The sequence below is a fragment of the Ruegeria sp. BHSC223 genome, from assembly GCF_059613025.1.
In genome coordinates this window covers 609524-623219 of sequence record NZ_JBXWRR010000002.1, presented here as the reverse complement: position 1 = coordinate 623219, position 13696 = coordinate 609524, and the positions used below count along the sequence as shown (strand labels likewise).

Here is a 13696-nt window from a genome sequence, read left to right as displayed (position 1 = left end):
AAATTCGACGAATTTTGTAGGCTCCCCCGGAGTATTTGAGGCGAAATGAAGGATCAGGCCGCTTGCGCCAGTTTCGAGCGGGTCGCGGTGATCTGGAGCGCGGCGCGGGCGGCCTCGCGTCCCTTGTCCACGAAATGGGCGCGGTAAATGGCGTTGTGGTGTTCGGTTTCCTGGTATTGATGCGGGGTCAGCGAGACCGACAGGACCGGAACGCCACTGTCAAGCCCCGCGCGCATCAGCCCGTCGACCACCGCCTGGGCCACGAAATCGTGCCGGTAGATGCCGCCATCGACGACAAAGGCGGCACAGGCCACGGCGGCGTAGCGGCCGGTCTGTGCAAGGTCGCGAGCGAGGAGCGGCATCTCGAACGCGCCGGGCACGTCGTAGATGTCGACCTGTTCCGCCGGGATGAGGTCGAGGAAACCGTCGAGCGCGCGGTCGACGATATCGGCATGCCAGTTGGCCTTGATGAAGGCATAGCGGGTGTGTGTCATCATGATCTCCATTGGTTAGACACGTCACCCAAGGCGATCACGAACGGTCGGGCGCACGCGGTTGCGTGGCCTGGCCGTGCGTTCTCTTTCATCCGGACTGTGACCGTCGGCTCTGGCCTCTCACCAGATCTGCTGACACTCTTCTGCTGGCTCCACGATTTGTCCGAAAACCGGTTCCCGTTTTTCGGATCGTGGACGCGGGAAGAGCCGCTCGCGGGCTCTCGGGTCTGGCCCGCATACCGCCGGTGGGGAATTCCGCCCCGCCCTGAGAACGAGGGAGAACTTGCCAAGACGCGGTGGGCGCTGCAAGACGGAATCGACAAGAGAGGAGAAACGCAATGCATCCCAACCCGGCGTTTCGTGGCGAAAGCACCGCGCGCAATCTGGAGTTTGCCCGGGCGCGCGGGTTTGGCGTGTTGGCGGTGGCCGCCGAGGGGGCGCCGCTGATCAGTCATGTGCCGTTTTTGCTGAACCCCGACGGGGACGTGGCGGAACTGCATCTGGTGCGGTCGAACCCGATCGTGCGGCTCTTGTCCGAGCCGGTGGCGGTGCGGTTGGCGGTCAGCGGGCCGGACAGCTATGTTTCGCCCGACTGGTATGGTGTCGCGGATCAGGTGCCGACCTGGAACTATGTTGCCGTGCATCTGACCGGAGAGCTGGAGTTGTGTCCGCAGGAAGAGTTGCCGGGCTTGCTGGACCGTCTTTCGGCCTATTTCGAGGCTCGGCTTTTGCCCAAGCCTGCCTGGACCAGCGCCAAGATGACACCCGGTGCGCTTGAGCGGATGTTGCGGATGATCGTTCCCTGCCGGATGCGCGTGTCAGATGTGCAGGGTACGTGGAAGCTTGGTCAGAACAAGCCCGAGCTGGCACGGTATGGCGCGGCCGAAGGCATCGCGACCGCAGGTATCGGTGCGGAGCTGGACGCATTGGCGGCTCTGATGCGGGGGGCTTGATCCCGGTGCTGCGCGGCATACGACTAGAGATTGACGCGGATTGGTCCGCGCTGACAGGCAAAAAGGGAGACCATCGTGATGAAGCTCTATTACAGCCCGACCTCGCCCTATGTGCGCAAGGTCATGGTGCTGCTGCATGAAACCGGCAAGCTGGGCGATGTCGAGCTGGTGACCGCCAGCGGCACGCCGCTGGTCCCGGCCGAGGCGCTCTTGGCCAAGAACCCGCTGACCAAGGTGCCGGCGCTGGAACGGCCCGAGGGGCCGACCCTGTTCGACAGCCGGGTGATCACCGCCTATCTGGATGCGCGCTACAAGGGTGGGCTGTATCCCGAGGGCGACGGGCGCTGGAACACGATGACGCTGGAGGCACTGGGCGACGGTATCACCGACGCGGCGCTGTTGATGACCTATGAGGGGCGGCTGCGGCCCGAGGACAGGCGCTGGGACGCGTGGGTCGAAGGACAGTGGAACAAGATCGCCCGCGCCTGCGCCGCGCTGGAGAGCCGCTGGATGGCGCATCTGGCCGGGCCGGTGGACATGGGCCAGATCGCGGTGGCCTGTGCGCTGGCCTATGTCGACTTCCGGCATGACGTGCGCGGTTGGCGCAACGGCAACCCGGCGTTGGCCGCGTGGTTCGCCGATTTCGAATCGCGCGCCTCGATGGTCGAGACGCGCCCGCCTGCGGCCTGAGGGGGGTAAAATATCCGGGTCGAGCTTGAAATTGTGTGGCTCTGCCGCGACATGAAAGGCAAACTGCGGCGTCCTGCGCGCCTATGACCGCTGGACGAACCGATTTCTCCCGGATAGATACCCGCGTTGAGTCACCGCATTTTATTGCGGTGCACATGCATGTTTGCCCGGACCCGGGCGCTGGAATCGGAGAAAACCTCGTGTCCCACGCAGAAGATCACGAAGGCACCCGCAGAGATTTCCTCTACTACGCCACGGCTGGCGCAGGTGTCGTAACCACCGGGGCCGCTGTCTGGCCGCTGGTCAACCAGATGAACCCGTCGGCGGATGTTCAGGCGCTGTCGTCGATTCGCGTTGACATCAGCGGTGTCGAGGTCGGCACCCAGATCAGCGTCAAGTTCCTGGGCAAGCCGGTGTTCATCCGCCGCCGCACCGAGGAAGAAATCAGCGAGGCGCGTGCCGTCGAACTGGGCGATCTGATCGACCAGAGCGCCGAGAACCCCAACAAGCCGGGTGCCGATGCCAAGGACGAAAACCGTTCGCTGGACGAAAACGGCGAATGGCTGGTGATGATGGGTGTGTGTACCCACCTGGGCTGTGTGCCGCTGGGCGACGGTGCCGGCGATTTCCACGGCTGGTTCTGCCCCTGCCACGGCTCGCACTACGATACCTCCGGCCGGATCCGCAAAGGCCCCGCGCCCGAGAACCTGCACATTCCGGTTGCAGAGTTCGTCGACGAAAACACCATCAAGCTGGGATAAGGAAGCGCGCTCATGGCCGGTATTCCGCACGACCATTACGAACCGAAGACGGGCGCCGAGAAGTGGCTGAACAGCCGCTTGCCCATCGTCGGCCTGATCTATGACACCATCATGATCCCCACCCCCAAGAACCTGAACTGGTGGTGGATCTGGGGCATCGTCCTGGCCTTCTGCCTGGCGCTGCAAATCGTCACCGGCATCGTGCTGGTGATGCATTACACCCCGCATGTCGACATGGCATTTGCCAGCGTCGAGCACATCATGCGCAACGTGAACGGCGGCTATATGCTGCGGTATCTGCATGCAAACGGCGCCTCGCTGTTCTTTGTCGCCGTCTATATCCACATCTTCCGCGGCCTGTTCTACGGCTCGTACAAGGCCCCGCGCGAGATCACCTGGATCGTCGGCATGCTGATCTATCTCTGCATGATGGGCACCGCCTTCATGGGCTATGTGTTGCCGTGGGGACAGATGTCGTTCTGGGGTGCAACCGTGATCACCGGCCTGTTCGGCGCCATCCCCTTTGTGGGCGAGGCGATCCAGACCTGGCTTTTGGGCGGGCCTGCCGTGGACAATGCCACGCTGAACCGCTTCTTCTCGCTGCACTATCTGCTGCCCTTCGTCATCGCGGCGCTGGTCATCGTGCATATCTGGGCCTTCCACACCACCGGCAACAACAACCCCACGGGTGTTGAAGTTCGCCGCGGGTCGAAAGCCGAGGCCGAGAAGGACACGCTGCCGTTCTGGCCCTATTTCGTGATCAAGGACCTGGTGGGCCTGGCCATCGTGCTGGTGATCTTCTGGGCGATTGTCGGCTTCATGCCGAACTATCTGGGTCACCCCGACAACTATATCGAGGCCAACGCGCTGGTGACGCCCGCGCATATCGTGCCTGAATGGTACTTCCTGCCGTTCTACGCCATCCTGCGCGCCTTCACTTCGGAAGTTTGGGTGGTGCAGATCGCCAGCTTTGTGACCGGTGGCATTGTCGACGCCAAGTTCTTTGGCGTGCTGGCGATGTTCGGCGCGATCCTGGCCATGGCGCTGGCGCCCTGGCTCGACACCTCGTCGGTCCGTTCGGGCAAGTACCGTCCGATGTTCAAATGGTGGTTCTACCTGCTGATCATCGACTTCTTTGCCCTGATGTGGCTGGGCGCGATGCCGGCGGAAGAGCCCTATGCATCCTTCTCGCTGATCGCTTCGGCCTATTGGTTCGGCTACTTCTTCGTGATCCTGCCCATCCTGGGCGTGATCGAGAAGCCGCTGCCGCAGCCGGCCACGATCGAGGAAGACTTCAACGCGCACTACGGCACGGCGTCTGACGCCACTCCGGCCGAGTAAGAAGAGGGACCGGAACTCATGTTCAAGAAACTTGCAATCGGTGCCGCTTTTGCCCTGGCGCTTGCTCCTGTCGCATCCTTTGCGGCAGGTGGCGGCGAGCAGCATATCGAGGATTTCCAGTTCTCGTTCGAAGGCCCCTTTGGCACCTATGACCAGCATCAGCTGCAACGCGGCCTGCAGATCTACACCGAGGTCTGCTCGGCCTGCCACGGCCTGAAATATGTGCCGCTGCGCACGCTGGGCGACGACGGTGGTATCGGCTGGACCGACGATCAGGTCCGCGCCTATGCCTCGGAAACCTTCACCGTCTATGACCCGGAACTGGAAGACGATCGCCCGGCGATCCCGACCGATCATTTCCCGGCCAACACCGCCGCTGGCGCCCCGGACCTCAGCATGATGGCCAAGGCGCGCGCGGGCTTCCACGGCCCCTACGGTCTGGGCATCAACCAGCTGTTCAAGGGCATCGGCGGCGCGGAATACATCGCCTCGCTGCTGACCGGTTACACCGGCCATGAGAAGGAAGAAGCGGGTTCGATCCTGTATGAGAACACCGCCTTTCCGGGTGGCTGGATCTCGATGGCGCCGCCGCTGAGCGATGAGCAGGTGGAATTTGCCGATGGTCATGCCAACGACCTGCACCACATGGCGGCTGATGTGTCGGCCTTCCTGATGTGGGCGGCTGAGCCCAAGATGATGGCCCGCAAGCAGGCCGGTCTGGTCGGCGTGATCTTTTTGACCATCCTGGCCAGCATGCTGTACCTGACCAACAAGCGCCTGTGGGCGCCGCATAAGGGCAAGAAGCACTAAGACGCTTTTGCACTTTGGTTTCGAGAGCCCCCGCACCCCGGTGCGGGGGGTTTCTTTTGGCTTTTTGGGAGGTGATTGCCATCACGGCGAGCGTTCAAACGTATCAGCAGGCGCTTATTCCAGCAGAATAAGCCCTTGTTCGATGGCGATTGTACAGGAGCATGGCCAGTTTCGGGACAGACGGCGGATGGTCCGCCTGTCGCAATCTCAGGAGATGTTCCATGAAATCCTTTGCCCTGATCGCCGCGCTCGCCCTGGCCGCCAGTCCGGTGTTGGCTCTTGACCTGACCACCGACACACAACTGGGCACCTCGTCGGACGAGATCCGTACCAGCCTGAAAGATCTGGGCTATGACGTCCGCAAGATCGAGGATGAGGACGGCAAGATCGAGGCCTATGTGGTCAAGGACGGCAAGATGGCCGAAATCTATGTCGATCCCAAGACCGGCAAGATCAGCAAGATCGAGATGGAGTAAGGCTGGATGGCCGGGACACCGGGCGGGCGCGAAGGCGCCCGCGAGATCCGCGTCTGGGACCCATTGGTGCGGCTGACGCATTGGGGGGTGGCGCTGGGCGTGCTGATCAACAGCGCGTTGACCGATCCCGATGGCGCGTTGCACGAGCAGGTCGGCTATGCCGTACTGGCGCTGGTTGTGCTGCGGCTCTTGTGGTGTATCGTTGGGCCGAAACCGGCGCGCTTCACCGCCTTTCCGCCGAACCCGGCTGCCGCTCTGGGGCACCTATGGGCGATGCTGCGGGGAGAGCGCAGGGTTCACCTGTCGCATAATCCCCTGGGGGCGCTGATGGTCTATAACCTGTGGCTGACATTGCTGGCGCTGAGCGCCACCGGCATCATGATGGGCACTGTCACGTTCTTTGGCGTCGACTGGGTCGAGGAATTGCACGAGGCGGCCTTTGGCTGGCTGATGCTCTCGGTCGTCCTTCATGTGGGCGGTGTGCTGTTCGATCAATGGCGCACCGGGGTACCGCTGGCGCGCGCCATGGTGACAGGACGCAAGCGCATACCCGTGGTCCGCTCGGATAGATGACCACTTGGCTGCGCCCCCTGATGCGGCCCGGCGACGCGGATGAGCGCCGGGCTGCAATCCTCGCCTGGATGATCGTATTGCAGGCTCTCTGTGCCCTGTTCTTCATTGGCGACGTTCTTGCCGACCTGAGGGCGGGGGACAACGACGGCCCCACGCATCTGTGGCTGGAAGGCGGTGTGGCGCTGGTTCTGTGCACCGGGCTGGGTGTGCTGATATACGAGCTGCGCCAATTGCTCTTGCGGATGGAGCGGGTCACCACGGGCCTGCGTGCGGCACGCGGTGAGATGGCCGAGGTGATCGAGGGTTTCTTTGCCGATTGGGGGCTGACACCCGCCGAGCGCGATGTGGCACTCATGATCCTCAAGGGGCTGGATAATGACAGCATCGCTACGGTTCGGGGCCGAGCGGCGGGCACGGTCCGCGCGCAATCGGCTGCGATCTATGCCAAAGCGGGAGTCGATGGGCGAACCCAGTTCCTGAGCCTCTTCATGGAAGAGCTGCTGGTTGATCCGGAATAAGAGAGGGGCGCTGCCCCTCTTGCCCTTCGGGCAATTCACCCCGGAGTATTGCCGACCAGAAAGAAGCCCGAGGGCGCCGTCAGGCGGTCAGCACGTTGCCAGAAGTGCCGGTTATCGTGGTTGTGACGATCTGGCCTTCGGGCTGGGGCGTGTCGAAATGCACTTCGGTGAATTGCTCGGTGCGGCCCATCTGCGGGCTTTCCATCAGGATGCGGTGGCTGCGCCCGACCTGTTGGGCCAAGTGCTGCGCCACGCGCCTGTCGCCTGCGGCGCGCAAGCGGGCGGCGCGGTCCTTGATGGTCTTGCCGTTAACCTGGCTGGGGATTTTGGCGGCGGGCGTGCCCTCGCGCCGGGAATAGGGGAAGACGTGCAACCAGGTCAGGTGGCAGTCATCGACCAATTTCAGCGAGTTTTCGAAATGCGCCTCGGTCTCGGTCGGGAATCCGGCGATGATATCGGCGCCGAAGGTCATCTCGGGGCGCAGGCGGCGGGCCTCTTCGGCAAAGCGGATGGCGTCATCGCGCAGATGGCGGCGTTTCATCCGTTTCAGGATCAGGTCGTCGCCATGTTGCAGGCTGAGATGCAGATGTGGCATCAGGCGCGGTTCGGTGGCGATGGCATGCATCAGGTTCTCGTCCACCTCGATCGAGTCGATGGAGCTGATCCTGAGGCGTGGCAGGTCGGGCACCAGCCGCAGGATACGCATCACCAGGTCGCCCAGTTTGGGCTCTGCGGGCAGGTCGGCGCCCCAGGAGGTGAGGTCGACCCCGGTCAGCACCACCTCGTTATAGCCACGATCTACCAGTCGCTTGATCTGGTCCACCACCACGCCCGCCGGAACGCTGCGCGAGTTGCCGCGGCCATAGGGGATGATGCAGAAGGTGCAGCGGTGATCGCAGCCGTTCTGCACCTGGACATAGGCGCGGCTCCGGGTGCCGAACCCGTCGATCAGGTGACCGGCGGTTTCGGTCACGCTCATGATGTCGTCGACCTGCACCGACTCGGTCTCGCCGATGAAATCGGCGGCCATGCTCTTCCAGGTCTCGGGCCGCATCTTTTCAGTATTGCCGATCACCGCGTCGACCTCGGCCATGGCGGTGAAGGTCTCGGGTTCGGTCTGGGCGGCGCAGCCGGTGACGATCAGCCGCGCGGTGGGGTTCTCGCGGCGCAGGCGGCGGATCTCCTGACGCGCCTTGCGCACGGCCTCGGCCGTGACGGCGCAGGTGTTGACGATGACGGCATTGTCGAGCCCTGCCTGCGCCGACAGTTCCTTCATCGCTTCCGTCTCATAGGCGTTGAGACGGCAGCCGAGCGTGGTGAACTTGGGCGCGCTCATCCCAGGCTGGCCAGGAATTCGGGCGTTAGCGTGGCGCTGAACACATGCATGGTGGGACCGGTCATCCAGACACCATCGTCGCGCCAGTCGATCCAGAGCGTGCCGCCGTCGAGGTCGATCTGCACCTTGCGGCCCGTGAGGCCCCGGCGCGCGGCGGCCACGGCGGTGGCACAGGAGGAGGAACCGGAGGCCAGGGTGATGCCGACGCCGCGTTCCCAGACCCGCATGCGGATATGGTCGGGGCCGATTACCTGTGCGACCTGCACATTGGTGCGCTGCGGGTAGAGCGGGTGATGCTCGTAGCGCGCGCCGAACTCGGCCAAGGGGATCGCTTCGGCATCGGCGACGAAGAACGTACAGTGCGGATTGCCCATGCCGGTAGCGGTCGGTCCGCCCTCGATGGGCAGTTCCAGCGTATCCATCTCTTCGGCCAGCGGGATCTCGTGCCACAAAAGTTGCGGCGCCCCCATATTGACCGAGGTCAGCCCGTTGCCCGCGTCGCGCGCATAAAGGTCGCCGCGATCTGTGGTCAGATGCAGCTCGGTCTTGCCGGTCTCGTCCATCAGATGCCGTGCGATACAGCGGGTGGCATTGCCGCAGGCGGCTGAGGTTGAACCGTCGGCGTTCAGAAATACGAGATGGGCGTCGCCCTTGCCCTGTTCGATCAGCGCCAACTGGTCGAATCCCACGCCGAAATGGCGATGCGCGATACCCCGAGCCAATGCAGCTGTCACGTCGACCGGATGCGCCCGCGCATCGACAACGACGAAATCGTTGCCCAGCCCGTGCATCTTCATGAAGGTCATACCGGTGGTCTGCTGTGCCATGGCGGGCATATAACGCTGCCAGGGAACTTATTCCAGCCTGCTGCGCGGATTAGGCAAAAAAGGGGGTTGACCCCCCTCTGCCACCTGCCTAATTAGGCCGCCTATCGGGTCGCCGGACACGCCGGAAACGAAAGCGACACGAGGCGCAAATAAGCTCTTGAACCTGATCGGGGATTTGGCTTAGAGAGCGCCACGGGTCGAAAGACCGTACAAGAGAGTGGGCCGTTAGCTCAGTTGGTAGAGCAACTGACTTTTAATCAGTGGGTCGCAGGTTCGAATCCTGCACGGCTCACCACTTCTCATAAATTATCCTTTCCCTGCTTGGGTTTGGTGTCGGATTTGACGAACCTCTTGGGAAGGTTCGCCAAATTGCGCTCGCCATTCGGGCGGGCGACCAGTTTCTCAATCGCGGAATCGGCCATGCCTTCGCGGCCTGCGGCCTCGGTGTAGCGCTGCACGAGGGCCAGCGTTTTGTGGCCTGTGACCGCGCCGATCTCGTGCGCGGTGGCTCCGGCCTCTGCCAGACGTCGCGCGCAAGCCTTGCGCAGCCCGTGGGCGGAACACTGGGGCAGCTCGGCCTCTTCGGTCCAACGCTGCATGAGATTGCCCAGCCCACCGGCAGAGCGCATGGTGCCCTTCTGGGTAGCCAGAAAGGGCCGGTCCTTCGGCAACTTGTCCAGAACCTCCGCCAGGTCCGGGTGGATCGGCACGGACACCAGAACACCGCCAGACCGTTGCGTCTTCTGCCGCCGGTACTCAATCTTGCCGTTGCGGACATTCTTCGGCCCCAGCTTCACCGCATCGACCCGCGCCGCGCCTGTGTAGAGCATCAGCGTCACCGCCGTATGCGCCAGCGTGCCGAGCCTATGGCCTCCTCTGGCCGAAATCATGAAGCCCCTCATGCTCGACCTGTTCCCATGGGTCGAAGAATTCTCATGGGACCGTGACCTCTCAAAAGTGGCAGCCCAATGGTTGGGTTCGTGCCTTGGACTGAACAGGACATCCAACAGTACTTTAACACGCATCGTCTCGGTTCACAGGCGTACCTGGCGATGATGCTGTTCATTGAAGCGGCACCTCGACGCGCCGACATCGTTCGGTTGGGACCAAATAACATAGTCCGAGTTGATGGTCGGCCCTGCCTGAAATTCAAGCCTCAGAAGACCGAGCACTCAAGTGGTATCGAAGTTACGATCCCCATGTCCGACAAATTGATCGAGGCAATCGCGGCAACGGAAACAGGCGATACGACTTTCATGGTGACCGCATTCGGGCATCCGTTCACACCTGCTGGATTTGGTAACAAAGTGGCCGAATGGAGAGACGCCGCTGGTGTAAGACCGGAAGTTGCATCCCATGGCGTTCGGAAGTCTGTGGGCATCGATCTAGCCGAAAACGATGCATCCGATTATCAGATTATGGCCACGCTCGGACATTCTTCAACAAAGGCCACTCGTGTCTACACTGAAGCTGCAAAGCGTCCAAAGCTTTCGCTCCAGGCTTCGACCAAGACGACTCTATCCAAACTGACCGAGCCCGATACACAATGATTTCTTTACACACCTTTTCACACACCTTCAGTGTGTAGGCGTTTTTCCCAATGATATCAGCGGCGGTGGTGACCCCGGCAGGATTCGAACCTGCAACCTGCCCCTTAGGAGGGGGCTGCTCTATCCAATTGAGCCACGGGGCCGCCGCCCCCCTCTCTACCGAGGTTTGACAGGCTTGTCATCGGTCTATCGGTAGCAGTTGAACCTTGCCTGCCGTTCGCGCTAGCATCATCGCAAAACCCATTGAAGCAGGTGCCCCCTTGACAGCAGATACCAAACGCCCGCTCACCCTTCGCGATGTCTCCGAGGCGTCGGGGGTATCGGAGATGACCGTCAGCCGGGTGTTGCGCAACCGGGGCGACGTGTCAGATGCCACCCGCGAACGCGTCCTCGCCGCGGCCAAGGAGCTGGGATACGTCCCCAACAAGATCGCTGGTGCTTTGGCTTCGAACCGCGTCAACCTGGTGGCGGTGATCATCCCGTCCTTGTCGAACATGGTATTCCCAGAGGTTCTGACCGGCATCAACCAGGTGCTCGAGGATACCGAATTGCAGCCGGTGGTCGGCGTCACCGATTACCTGCCCGAAAAAGAGGAAAAGGTGCTGTACGAGATGCTCTCGTGGCGCCCCTCGGGCGTGATCATCGCGGGGCTGGAGCATTCCGAGGCGGCGCGTGCCATGCTGGATGCCGCCGGGATTCCTGTGGTCGAGATCATGGACAGCGACGGCAAGCCGGTGGATGCGATGGTGGGCATTTCGCACCGCCGCGCCGGGCGCGAGATGGCGCAGGCGATCCTGAAGGCGGGCTATCGCCGGATCGGCTTCATGGGCACCAAGATGCCGCTCGACTATCGCGCCCGCAAGCGGTTCGAAGGGTTTACCGAGGTGCTGGGCAAGAACGGGGTCGAGATCGAGGATCGCGAATTTTACTCAGGCGGCTCGGCGCTGGCCAAGGGACGCGAGATGACGCAGGCCATGCTGGAACGCTCGCCGGACCTCGATTTCCTCTATTACTCCAATGACATGATCGCGGCGGGCGGTTTGCTCTACCTGCTCGAACAGGGGATCGACATTCCCGGCCAGATCGGGCTGGCGGGCTTCAACAATGTGGAGCTTCTCCAGGGTTTGCCGCGCAAACTGGCCACGATGGATGCCTGCCGTCTGGAAATCGGGCGCAAGGCGGCCGAGATCATTGCCAAGCGGCTGGAGGATCCTGAGGCCGAGATCGAAACCCGGATCACGCTGGAGCCCAAGATCAGCTATGGCGACACGCTGAAACGGCGCTGAGGCGTGGCGCTGCAACGGCTCGACAACCGCGCGGCGCGGGCGCTGTTCCTGGATCGGCACGGGCTGGCGGAACAGCCCAGCGGCCCGGCGCGCGGGGCAGATCTGCTCGACCTGATCACCCGGCTCGGCTTTGTGCAACTCGACAGTATCAACACCGTGGCGCGGGCGCATGACCTGATCCTGTTCTCGCGCCGCCCCGCCTATCGCCCGCCCGATCTGAAACGGCTTTACGAACGTGACCGTGCGCTGTTCGAACATTGGACTCATGATGCCGCTGTTATCCCGATGGCCTTCTACCCGCATTGGCATATGCGGTTTGAGCGCGATGCAGAGATGCTGCACGCAAGGTGGAAGAACTGGCGCCGCGACGGGTTCGAGGGCAAATTCGCCGCCGTGCTTGATCATATCCGCGATCATGGGCCGGTCAGTTCGTCAGATGTCGGCAAGGACGAAGAAAAGAAATCGGGCGGCTGGTGGGACTGGCACCCCTCCAAGACCGCGCTGGAATATCTGTGGCGCTCGGGCGCGCTGACGGTGATCGGGCGCGAGGGGTTTCAGAAACGCTATGACCTGACCGAGCGGGTGATCGAAGACCATTTGCGCCCCGGTGCGCTGGATCATGATCCCAAGACAACGGTGGATTGGCTGTGCAACGCCGCCCTTGATCGGCTGGGCTTTGCCACCACCGGCGAACTGGCAGCCTTCTGGGACAGCGCCAGCCCGGCCGAAGCCCGCGACTGGGCGGCAGGGGCCGAGGCGCGGGGCGAGGTCGAAGCCATCGAGATCACCTGTGCCGATGGCAGTCTGCGCAAGGTGCTCGCCCGGCCCGATGCGTTGGGCCAGGCCACCGCCGTACCACCTGCGCCGGGCCGCATTCGGGTGCTCAGCCCGTTCGACCCGGCATTGCGCGACCGCAAACGTGCCGAGCGGCTCTTTGGCTTTCATTACCGGATCGAGGTCTTTGTACCCGAACCCAAACGGGTCTATGGATACTACGTCTTTCCCCTGCTCGAAGGCGATCGGCTGATCGGGCGGATCGACATGAAGGCGCATCGCGAGTGTGGCGAGCTTCGGGTGCGCGCGCTCTGGCCCGAACGCGGGCTGCGCTGGTCGCCCGCCCGCACCCGGCGGCTGGAGGCCGAACTGGATCGTGTCCGTCGCCTGGCCGGGGTAGATCAGGTCATCTTTGCCAAGGACTGGCTGCGTGATCCTCTCTGATCAATGCATCGCCGCTGCTTCTTTCTGGTCCGAAATACTCCCGCCGGAGGCATCCGGCAGGTCGGTACGCGCAAACGTCAGAGGAGAACTCAGGCGGATTTCCAGCGCGCCGACAGCGCCCGTGCTGTCTGTGTCAGCAGCATGACATCCAGACCCACTGCCAGGAACTGGGCGCCCATCTCCAGATAGGCCTGGGTCGCCTCCTCATTGGTGCCCAGGATCCCCGGCGCCTTGCCTGCGGCGCGGATGCGGGTCATCGCATCGGCGATAACGGCACGCACCTCGGGGGCGGCGCTGTTGCCCTGAAAGCCCATGTCGGTTGACAGATCGGCGGGGCCGATGAACACGCCATCCACGCCCTCGACCGTCAGGATATCGTCCAGCGCCGCCATGCCGGCGCGGTTCTCGACCTGTACCAGCAGGCAGATCTCCTGATCGGCGGTCTGGATGTACTCGCTGACGCCTCCGAACCGGGTGGCCCGGGCGGCGGTAGCACCCACACCGCGCACACCGGTCGGCGGATAGCGGCAGGCACGCACCAGCTGGCGGGCCTGATCGGCGCTTTCCACGATCGGAACCAGCACGGTTTGCGCGCCCGCATCCAGCACCTGCTTGATGATCCAGTCCTCGCCCACCGGCACCCGTACCACCGGATGCGAAGGGCTGGCCGCCAAAGCGGTCAGCTGATCCCGGATCGAGCGGATGTCGTTGGGCGCATGCTCACCATCCACCACCAGCCAGTCAAACCCGCATGTCCCCATGATTTCGGCCACGCTGGGTTCGGCAAAGCTCATCCAGCAACCGATCTGGCGCTTGCCCTCGGCAAGGGCCTGTTTGAACGGGTTCTTTGGCGCGGGCATGGC

At 62.9% G+C, this 13696-nt stretch carries 16 protein-coding genes, 2 tRNA genes and 1 riboswitch; of the genes, 12 read left to right on the top strand and 6 right to left on the bottom strand.

All coding sequences use genetic code 11. From position 1 onward, the window contains the following. Positions 1-53: 53 nt before the first annotated feature. Positions 54-494 carry a 6,7-dimethyl-8-ribityllumazine synthase gene (locus AC2FNY_RS07115; RefSeq protein ID WP_496802041.1) on the bottom strand — a complete coding sequence of 147 codons (441 nt, stop codon included), beginning with the start codon at positions 492-494 and terminating at the stop codon, positions 54-56. A 76-nt stretch (positions 495-570) separates the two neighbouring features. Beyond that, positions 571-771: riboswitch (FMN riboswitch) on the bottom strand. Positions 772-832: 61 nt separating this feature from the next. Here AC2FNY_RS07115 and AC2FNY_RS07110 point away from each other — a divergent pair. The 8 genes from AC2FNY_RS07110 to AC2FNY_RS07075 all read left to right on the top strand — a co-directional run bounded on the left by AC2FNY_RS07110 (position 833) and on the right by AC2FNY_RS07075 (position 6616). Continuing rightward, on the top strand, positions 833-1447 hold the full coding sequence (locus tag AC2FNY_RS07110; protein ID WP_234139910.1) for an FMN-binding negative transcriptional regulator: 615 nt from the start codon (positions 833-835) through the stop codon (positions 1445-1447). Between the two features lie 78 nt (positions 1448-1525). Then, entirely contained in the window at positions 1526-2137 is a 612-nt protein-coding gene (locus AC2FNY_RS07105) for a glutathione S-transferase (RefSeq protein WP_234217116.1), read from the top strand. A gap of 200 nt (positions 2138-2337) precedes the next feature. Next, on the top strand, positions 2338-2898 hold the full coding sequence (gene petA, locus AC2FNY_RS07100; RefSeq protein ID WP_234139908.1) for a ubiquinol-cytochrome c reductase iron-sulfur subunit: 561 nt from the start codon (positions 2338-2340) through the stop codon (positions 2896-2898). Between the two features lie 12 nt (positions 2899-2910). Continuing rightward, positions 2911-4239: a cytochrome b gene (gene petB, locus AC2FNY_RS07095; RefSeq protein ID WP_496802040.1), complete on the top strand. Its 1329-nt coding sequence runs from the start codon at positions 2911-2913 to the stop codon at positions 4237-4239. Between the two features lie 18 nt (positions 4240-4257). After that, positions 4258-5049: a cytochrome c1 gene (locus tag AC2FNY_RS07090; RefSeq protein ID WP_496802039.1), complete on the top strand. Its 792-nt coding sequence runs from the start codon at positions 4258-4260 to the stop codon at positions 5047-5049. A 221-nt stretch (positions 5050-5270) separates the two neighbouring features. After that, a complete protein-coding gene (locus tag AC2FNY_RS07085) occupies positions 5271-5525 on the top strand; it encodes a PepSY domain-containing protein (RefSeq protein ID WP_234139906.1) in 255 nt (84 codons plus the stop codon). A gap of 6 nt (positions 5526-5531) precedes the next feature. Next, positions 5532-6098 (top strand): cytochrome b/b6 domain-containing protein, encoded by a 567-nt coding sequence (locus AC2FNY_RS07080; RefSeq protein ID WP_234139905.1) that lies wholly within the window; start codon positions 5532-5534, stop codon positions 6096-6098. Next, positions 6095-6616, top strand: a complete 522-nt coding sequence (locus AC2FNY_RS07075; protein ID WP_234144572.1) for a helix-turn-helix transcriptional regulator — start codon at positions 6095-6097, stop codon at positions 6614-6616. The genes AC2FNY_RS07080 and AC2FNY_RS07075 overlap by 4 nt, the downstream gene beginning before the upstream one ends. Positions 6617-6695: 79 nt before the next feature. Here AC2FNY_RS07075 and mtaB read toward each other — a convergent pair whose 3' ends face one another. Together mtaB and dapF are read right to left on the bottom strand one after the other, a co-directional pair. Next, complete coding sequence (mtaB, locus tag AC2FNY_RS07070; RefSeq protein WP_496802038.1) at positions 6696-7952, bottom strand: tRNA (N(6)-L-threonylcarbamoyladenosine(37)-C(2))-methylthiotransferase MtaB; 1257 nt, start codon at positions 7950-7952, stop codon at positions 6696-6698. Next, positions 7949-8788 carry a diaminopimelate epimerase gene (gene dapF / locus AC2FNY_RS07065; RefSeq protein ID WP_234177831.1) on the bottom strand — a complete coding sequence of 280 codons (840 nt, stop codon included), beginning with the start codon at positions 8786-8788 and terminating at the stop codon, positions 7949-7951. The genes mtaB and dapF overlap by 4 nt, the downstream gene beginning before the upstream one ends. 210 nt (positions 8789-8998) lie before the next feature. Here dapF and AC2FNY_RS07060 point away from each other — a divergent pair. Then, positions 8999-9074, top strand: a tRNA-Lys gene (locus tag AC2FNY_RS07060). A gap of 4 nt (positions 9075-9078) precedes the next feature. On the opposite strand, the gene AC2FNY_RS07055 is transcribed toward AC2FNY_RS07060, so the two are convergent. After that, a complete protein-coding gene (locus AC2FNY_RS07055; RefSeq protein WP_496802037.1) occupies positions 9079-9669 on the bottom strand; it encodes a tyrosine-type recombinase/integrase in 591 nt (196 codons plus the stop codon). Between the two features lie 78 nt (positions 9670-9747). On the opposite strand from AC2FNY_RS07055, the gene AC2FNY_RS07050 reads away from it, so the two are divergent. Beyond that, positions 9748-10329, top strand: coding sequence for a tyrosine-type recombinase/integrase (locus AC2FNY_RS07050; RefSeq protein WP_496802036.1), 582 nt, complete (start codon positions 9748-9750; stop codon positions 10327-10329). A gap of 66 nt (positions 10330-10395) precedes the next feature. Here the strand turns inward: AC2FNY_RS07050 and AC2FNY_RS07045 are convergent. Continuing rightward, positions 10396-10472: transfer RNA gene (locus AC2FNY_RS07045), tRNA-Arg, on the bottom strand. Between the two features lie 117 nt (positions 10473-10589). Here AC2FNY_RS07045 and AC2FNY_RS07040 point away from each other — a divergent pair. Next, entirely contained in the window at positions 10590-11615 is a 1026-nt protein-coding gene (locus tag AC2FNY_RS07040; protein ID WP_234165462.1) for a LacI family DNA-binding transcriptional regulator, read from the top strand. Positions 11616-11618: 3 nt separating this feature from the next. Continuing rightward, positions 11619-12833, top strand: coding sequence for a winged helix-turn-helix domain-containing protein (locus AC2FNY_RS07035; RefSeq protein ID WP_496802035.1), 1215 nt, complete (start codon positions 11619-11621; stop codon positions 12831-12833). Positions 12834-12922: 89 nt separating this feature from the next. On the opposite strand, the gene AC2FNY_RS07030 is transcribed toward AC2FNY_RS07035, so the two are convergent. Further along, the gene (locus AC2FNY_RS07030) at positions 12923-13693 is read right to left on the bottom strand and encodes an HpcH/HpaI aldolase family protein (protein WP_234137029.1); all 771 of its coding nucleotides are present in this window, start codon (positions 13691-13693) and stop codon (positions 12923-12925) included. Positions 13694-13696 lie beyond the last annotated feature (3 nt).

Excerpts from the sequence above, each read along its gene's own strand:
- AC2FNY_RS07115 (WP_496802041.1), bottom strand. The coding sequence starts at position 494 with ATGACACACACCCGCTATGCCTTCATCAAGGCCAACTGGCATGCCGAT.
- AC2FNY_RS07110 (WP_234139910.1), top strand. The coding sequence starts at position 833 with ATGCATCCCAACCCGGCGTTTCGTGGCGAAAGCACCGCGCGCAATCTG.
- AC2FNY_RS07105 (WP_234217116.1), top strand. The coding sequence starts at position 1,526 with ATGAAGCTCTATTACAGCCCGACCTCGCCCTATGTGCGCAAGGTCATG.
- petB (WP_496802040.1), top strand. The coding sequence starts at position 2,911 with ATGGCCGGTATTCCGCACGACCATTACGAACCGAAGACGGGCGCCGAG.
- AC2FNY_RS07090 (WP_496802039.1), top strand. The coding sequence starts at position 4,258 with ATGTTCAAGAAACTTGCAATCGGTGCCGCTTTTGCCCTGGCGCTTGCT.
- AC2FNY_RS07085 (WP_234139906.1), top strand. The coding sequence starts at position 5,271 with ATGAAATCCTTTGCCCTGATCGCCGCGCTCGCCCTGGCCGCCAGTCCG.
- AC2FNY_RS07080 (WP_234139905.1), top strand. The coding sequence starts at position 5,532 with ATGGCCGGGACACCGGGCGGGCGCGAAGGCGCCCGCGAGATCCGCGTC.
- AC2FNY_RS07075 (WP_234144572.1), top strand. The coding sequence starts at position 6,095 with ATGACCACTTGGCTGCGCCCCCTGATGCGGCCCGGCGACGCGGATGAG.
- mtaB (WP_496802038.1), bottom strand. The coding sequence starts at position 7,952 with ATGAGCGCGCCCAAGTTCACCACGCTCGGCTGCCGTCTCAACGCCTAT.
- dapF (WP_234177831.1), bottom strand. The coding sequence starts at position 8,788 with ATGCCCGCCATGGCACAGCAGACCACCGGTATGACCTTCATGAAGATG.
- AC2FNY_RS07055 (WP_496802037.1), bottom strand. The coding sequence starts at position 9,669 with ATGATTTCGGCCAGAGGAGGCCATAGGCTCGGCACGCTGGCGCATACG.
- AC2FNY_RS07050 (WP_496802036.1), top strand. The coding sequence starts at position 9,748 with ATGGTTGGGTTCGTGCCTTGGACTGAACAGGACATCCAACAGTACTTT.
- AC2FNY_RS07030 (WP_234137029.1), bottom strand. The coding sequence starts at position 13,693 with ATGCCCGCGCCAAAGAACCCGTTCAAACAGGCCCTTGCCGAGGGCAAG.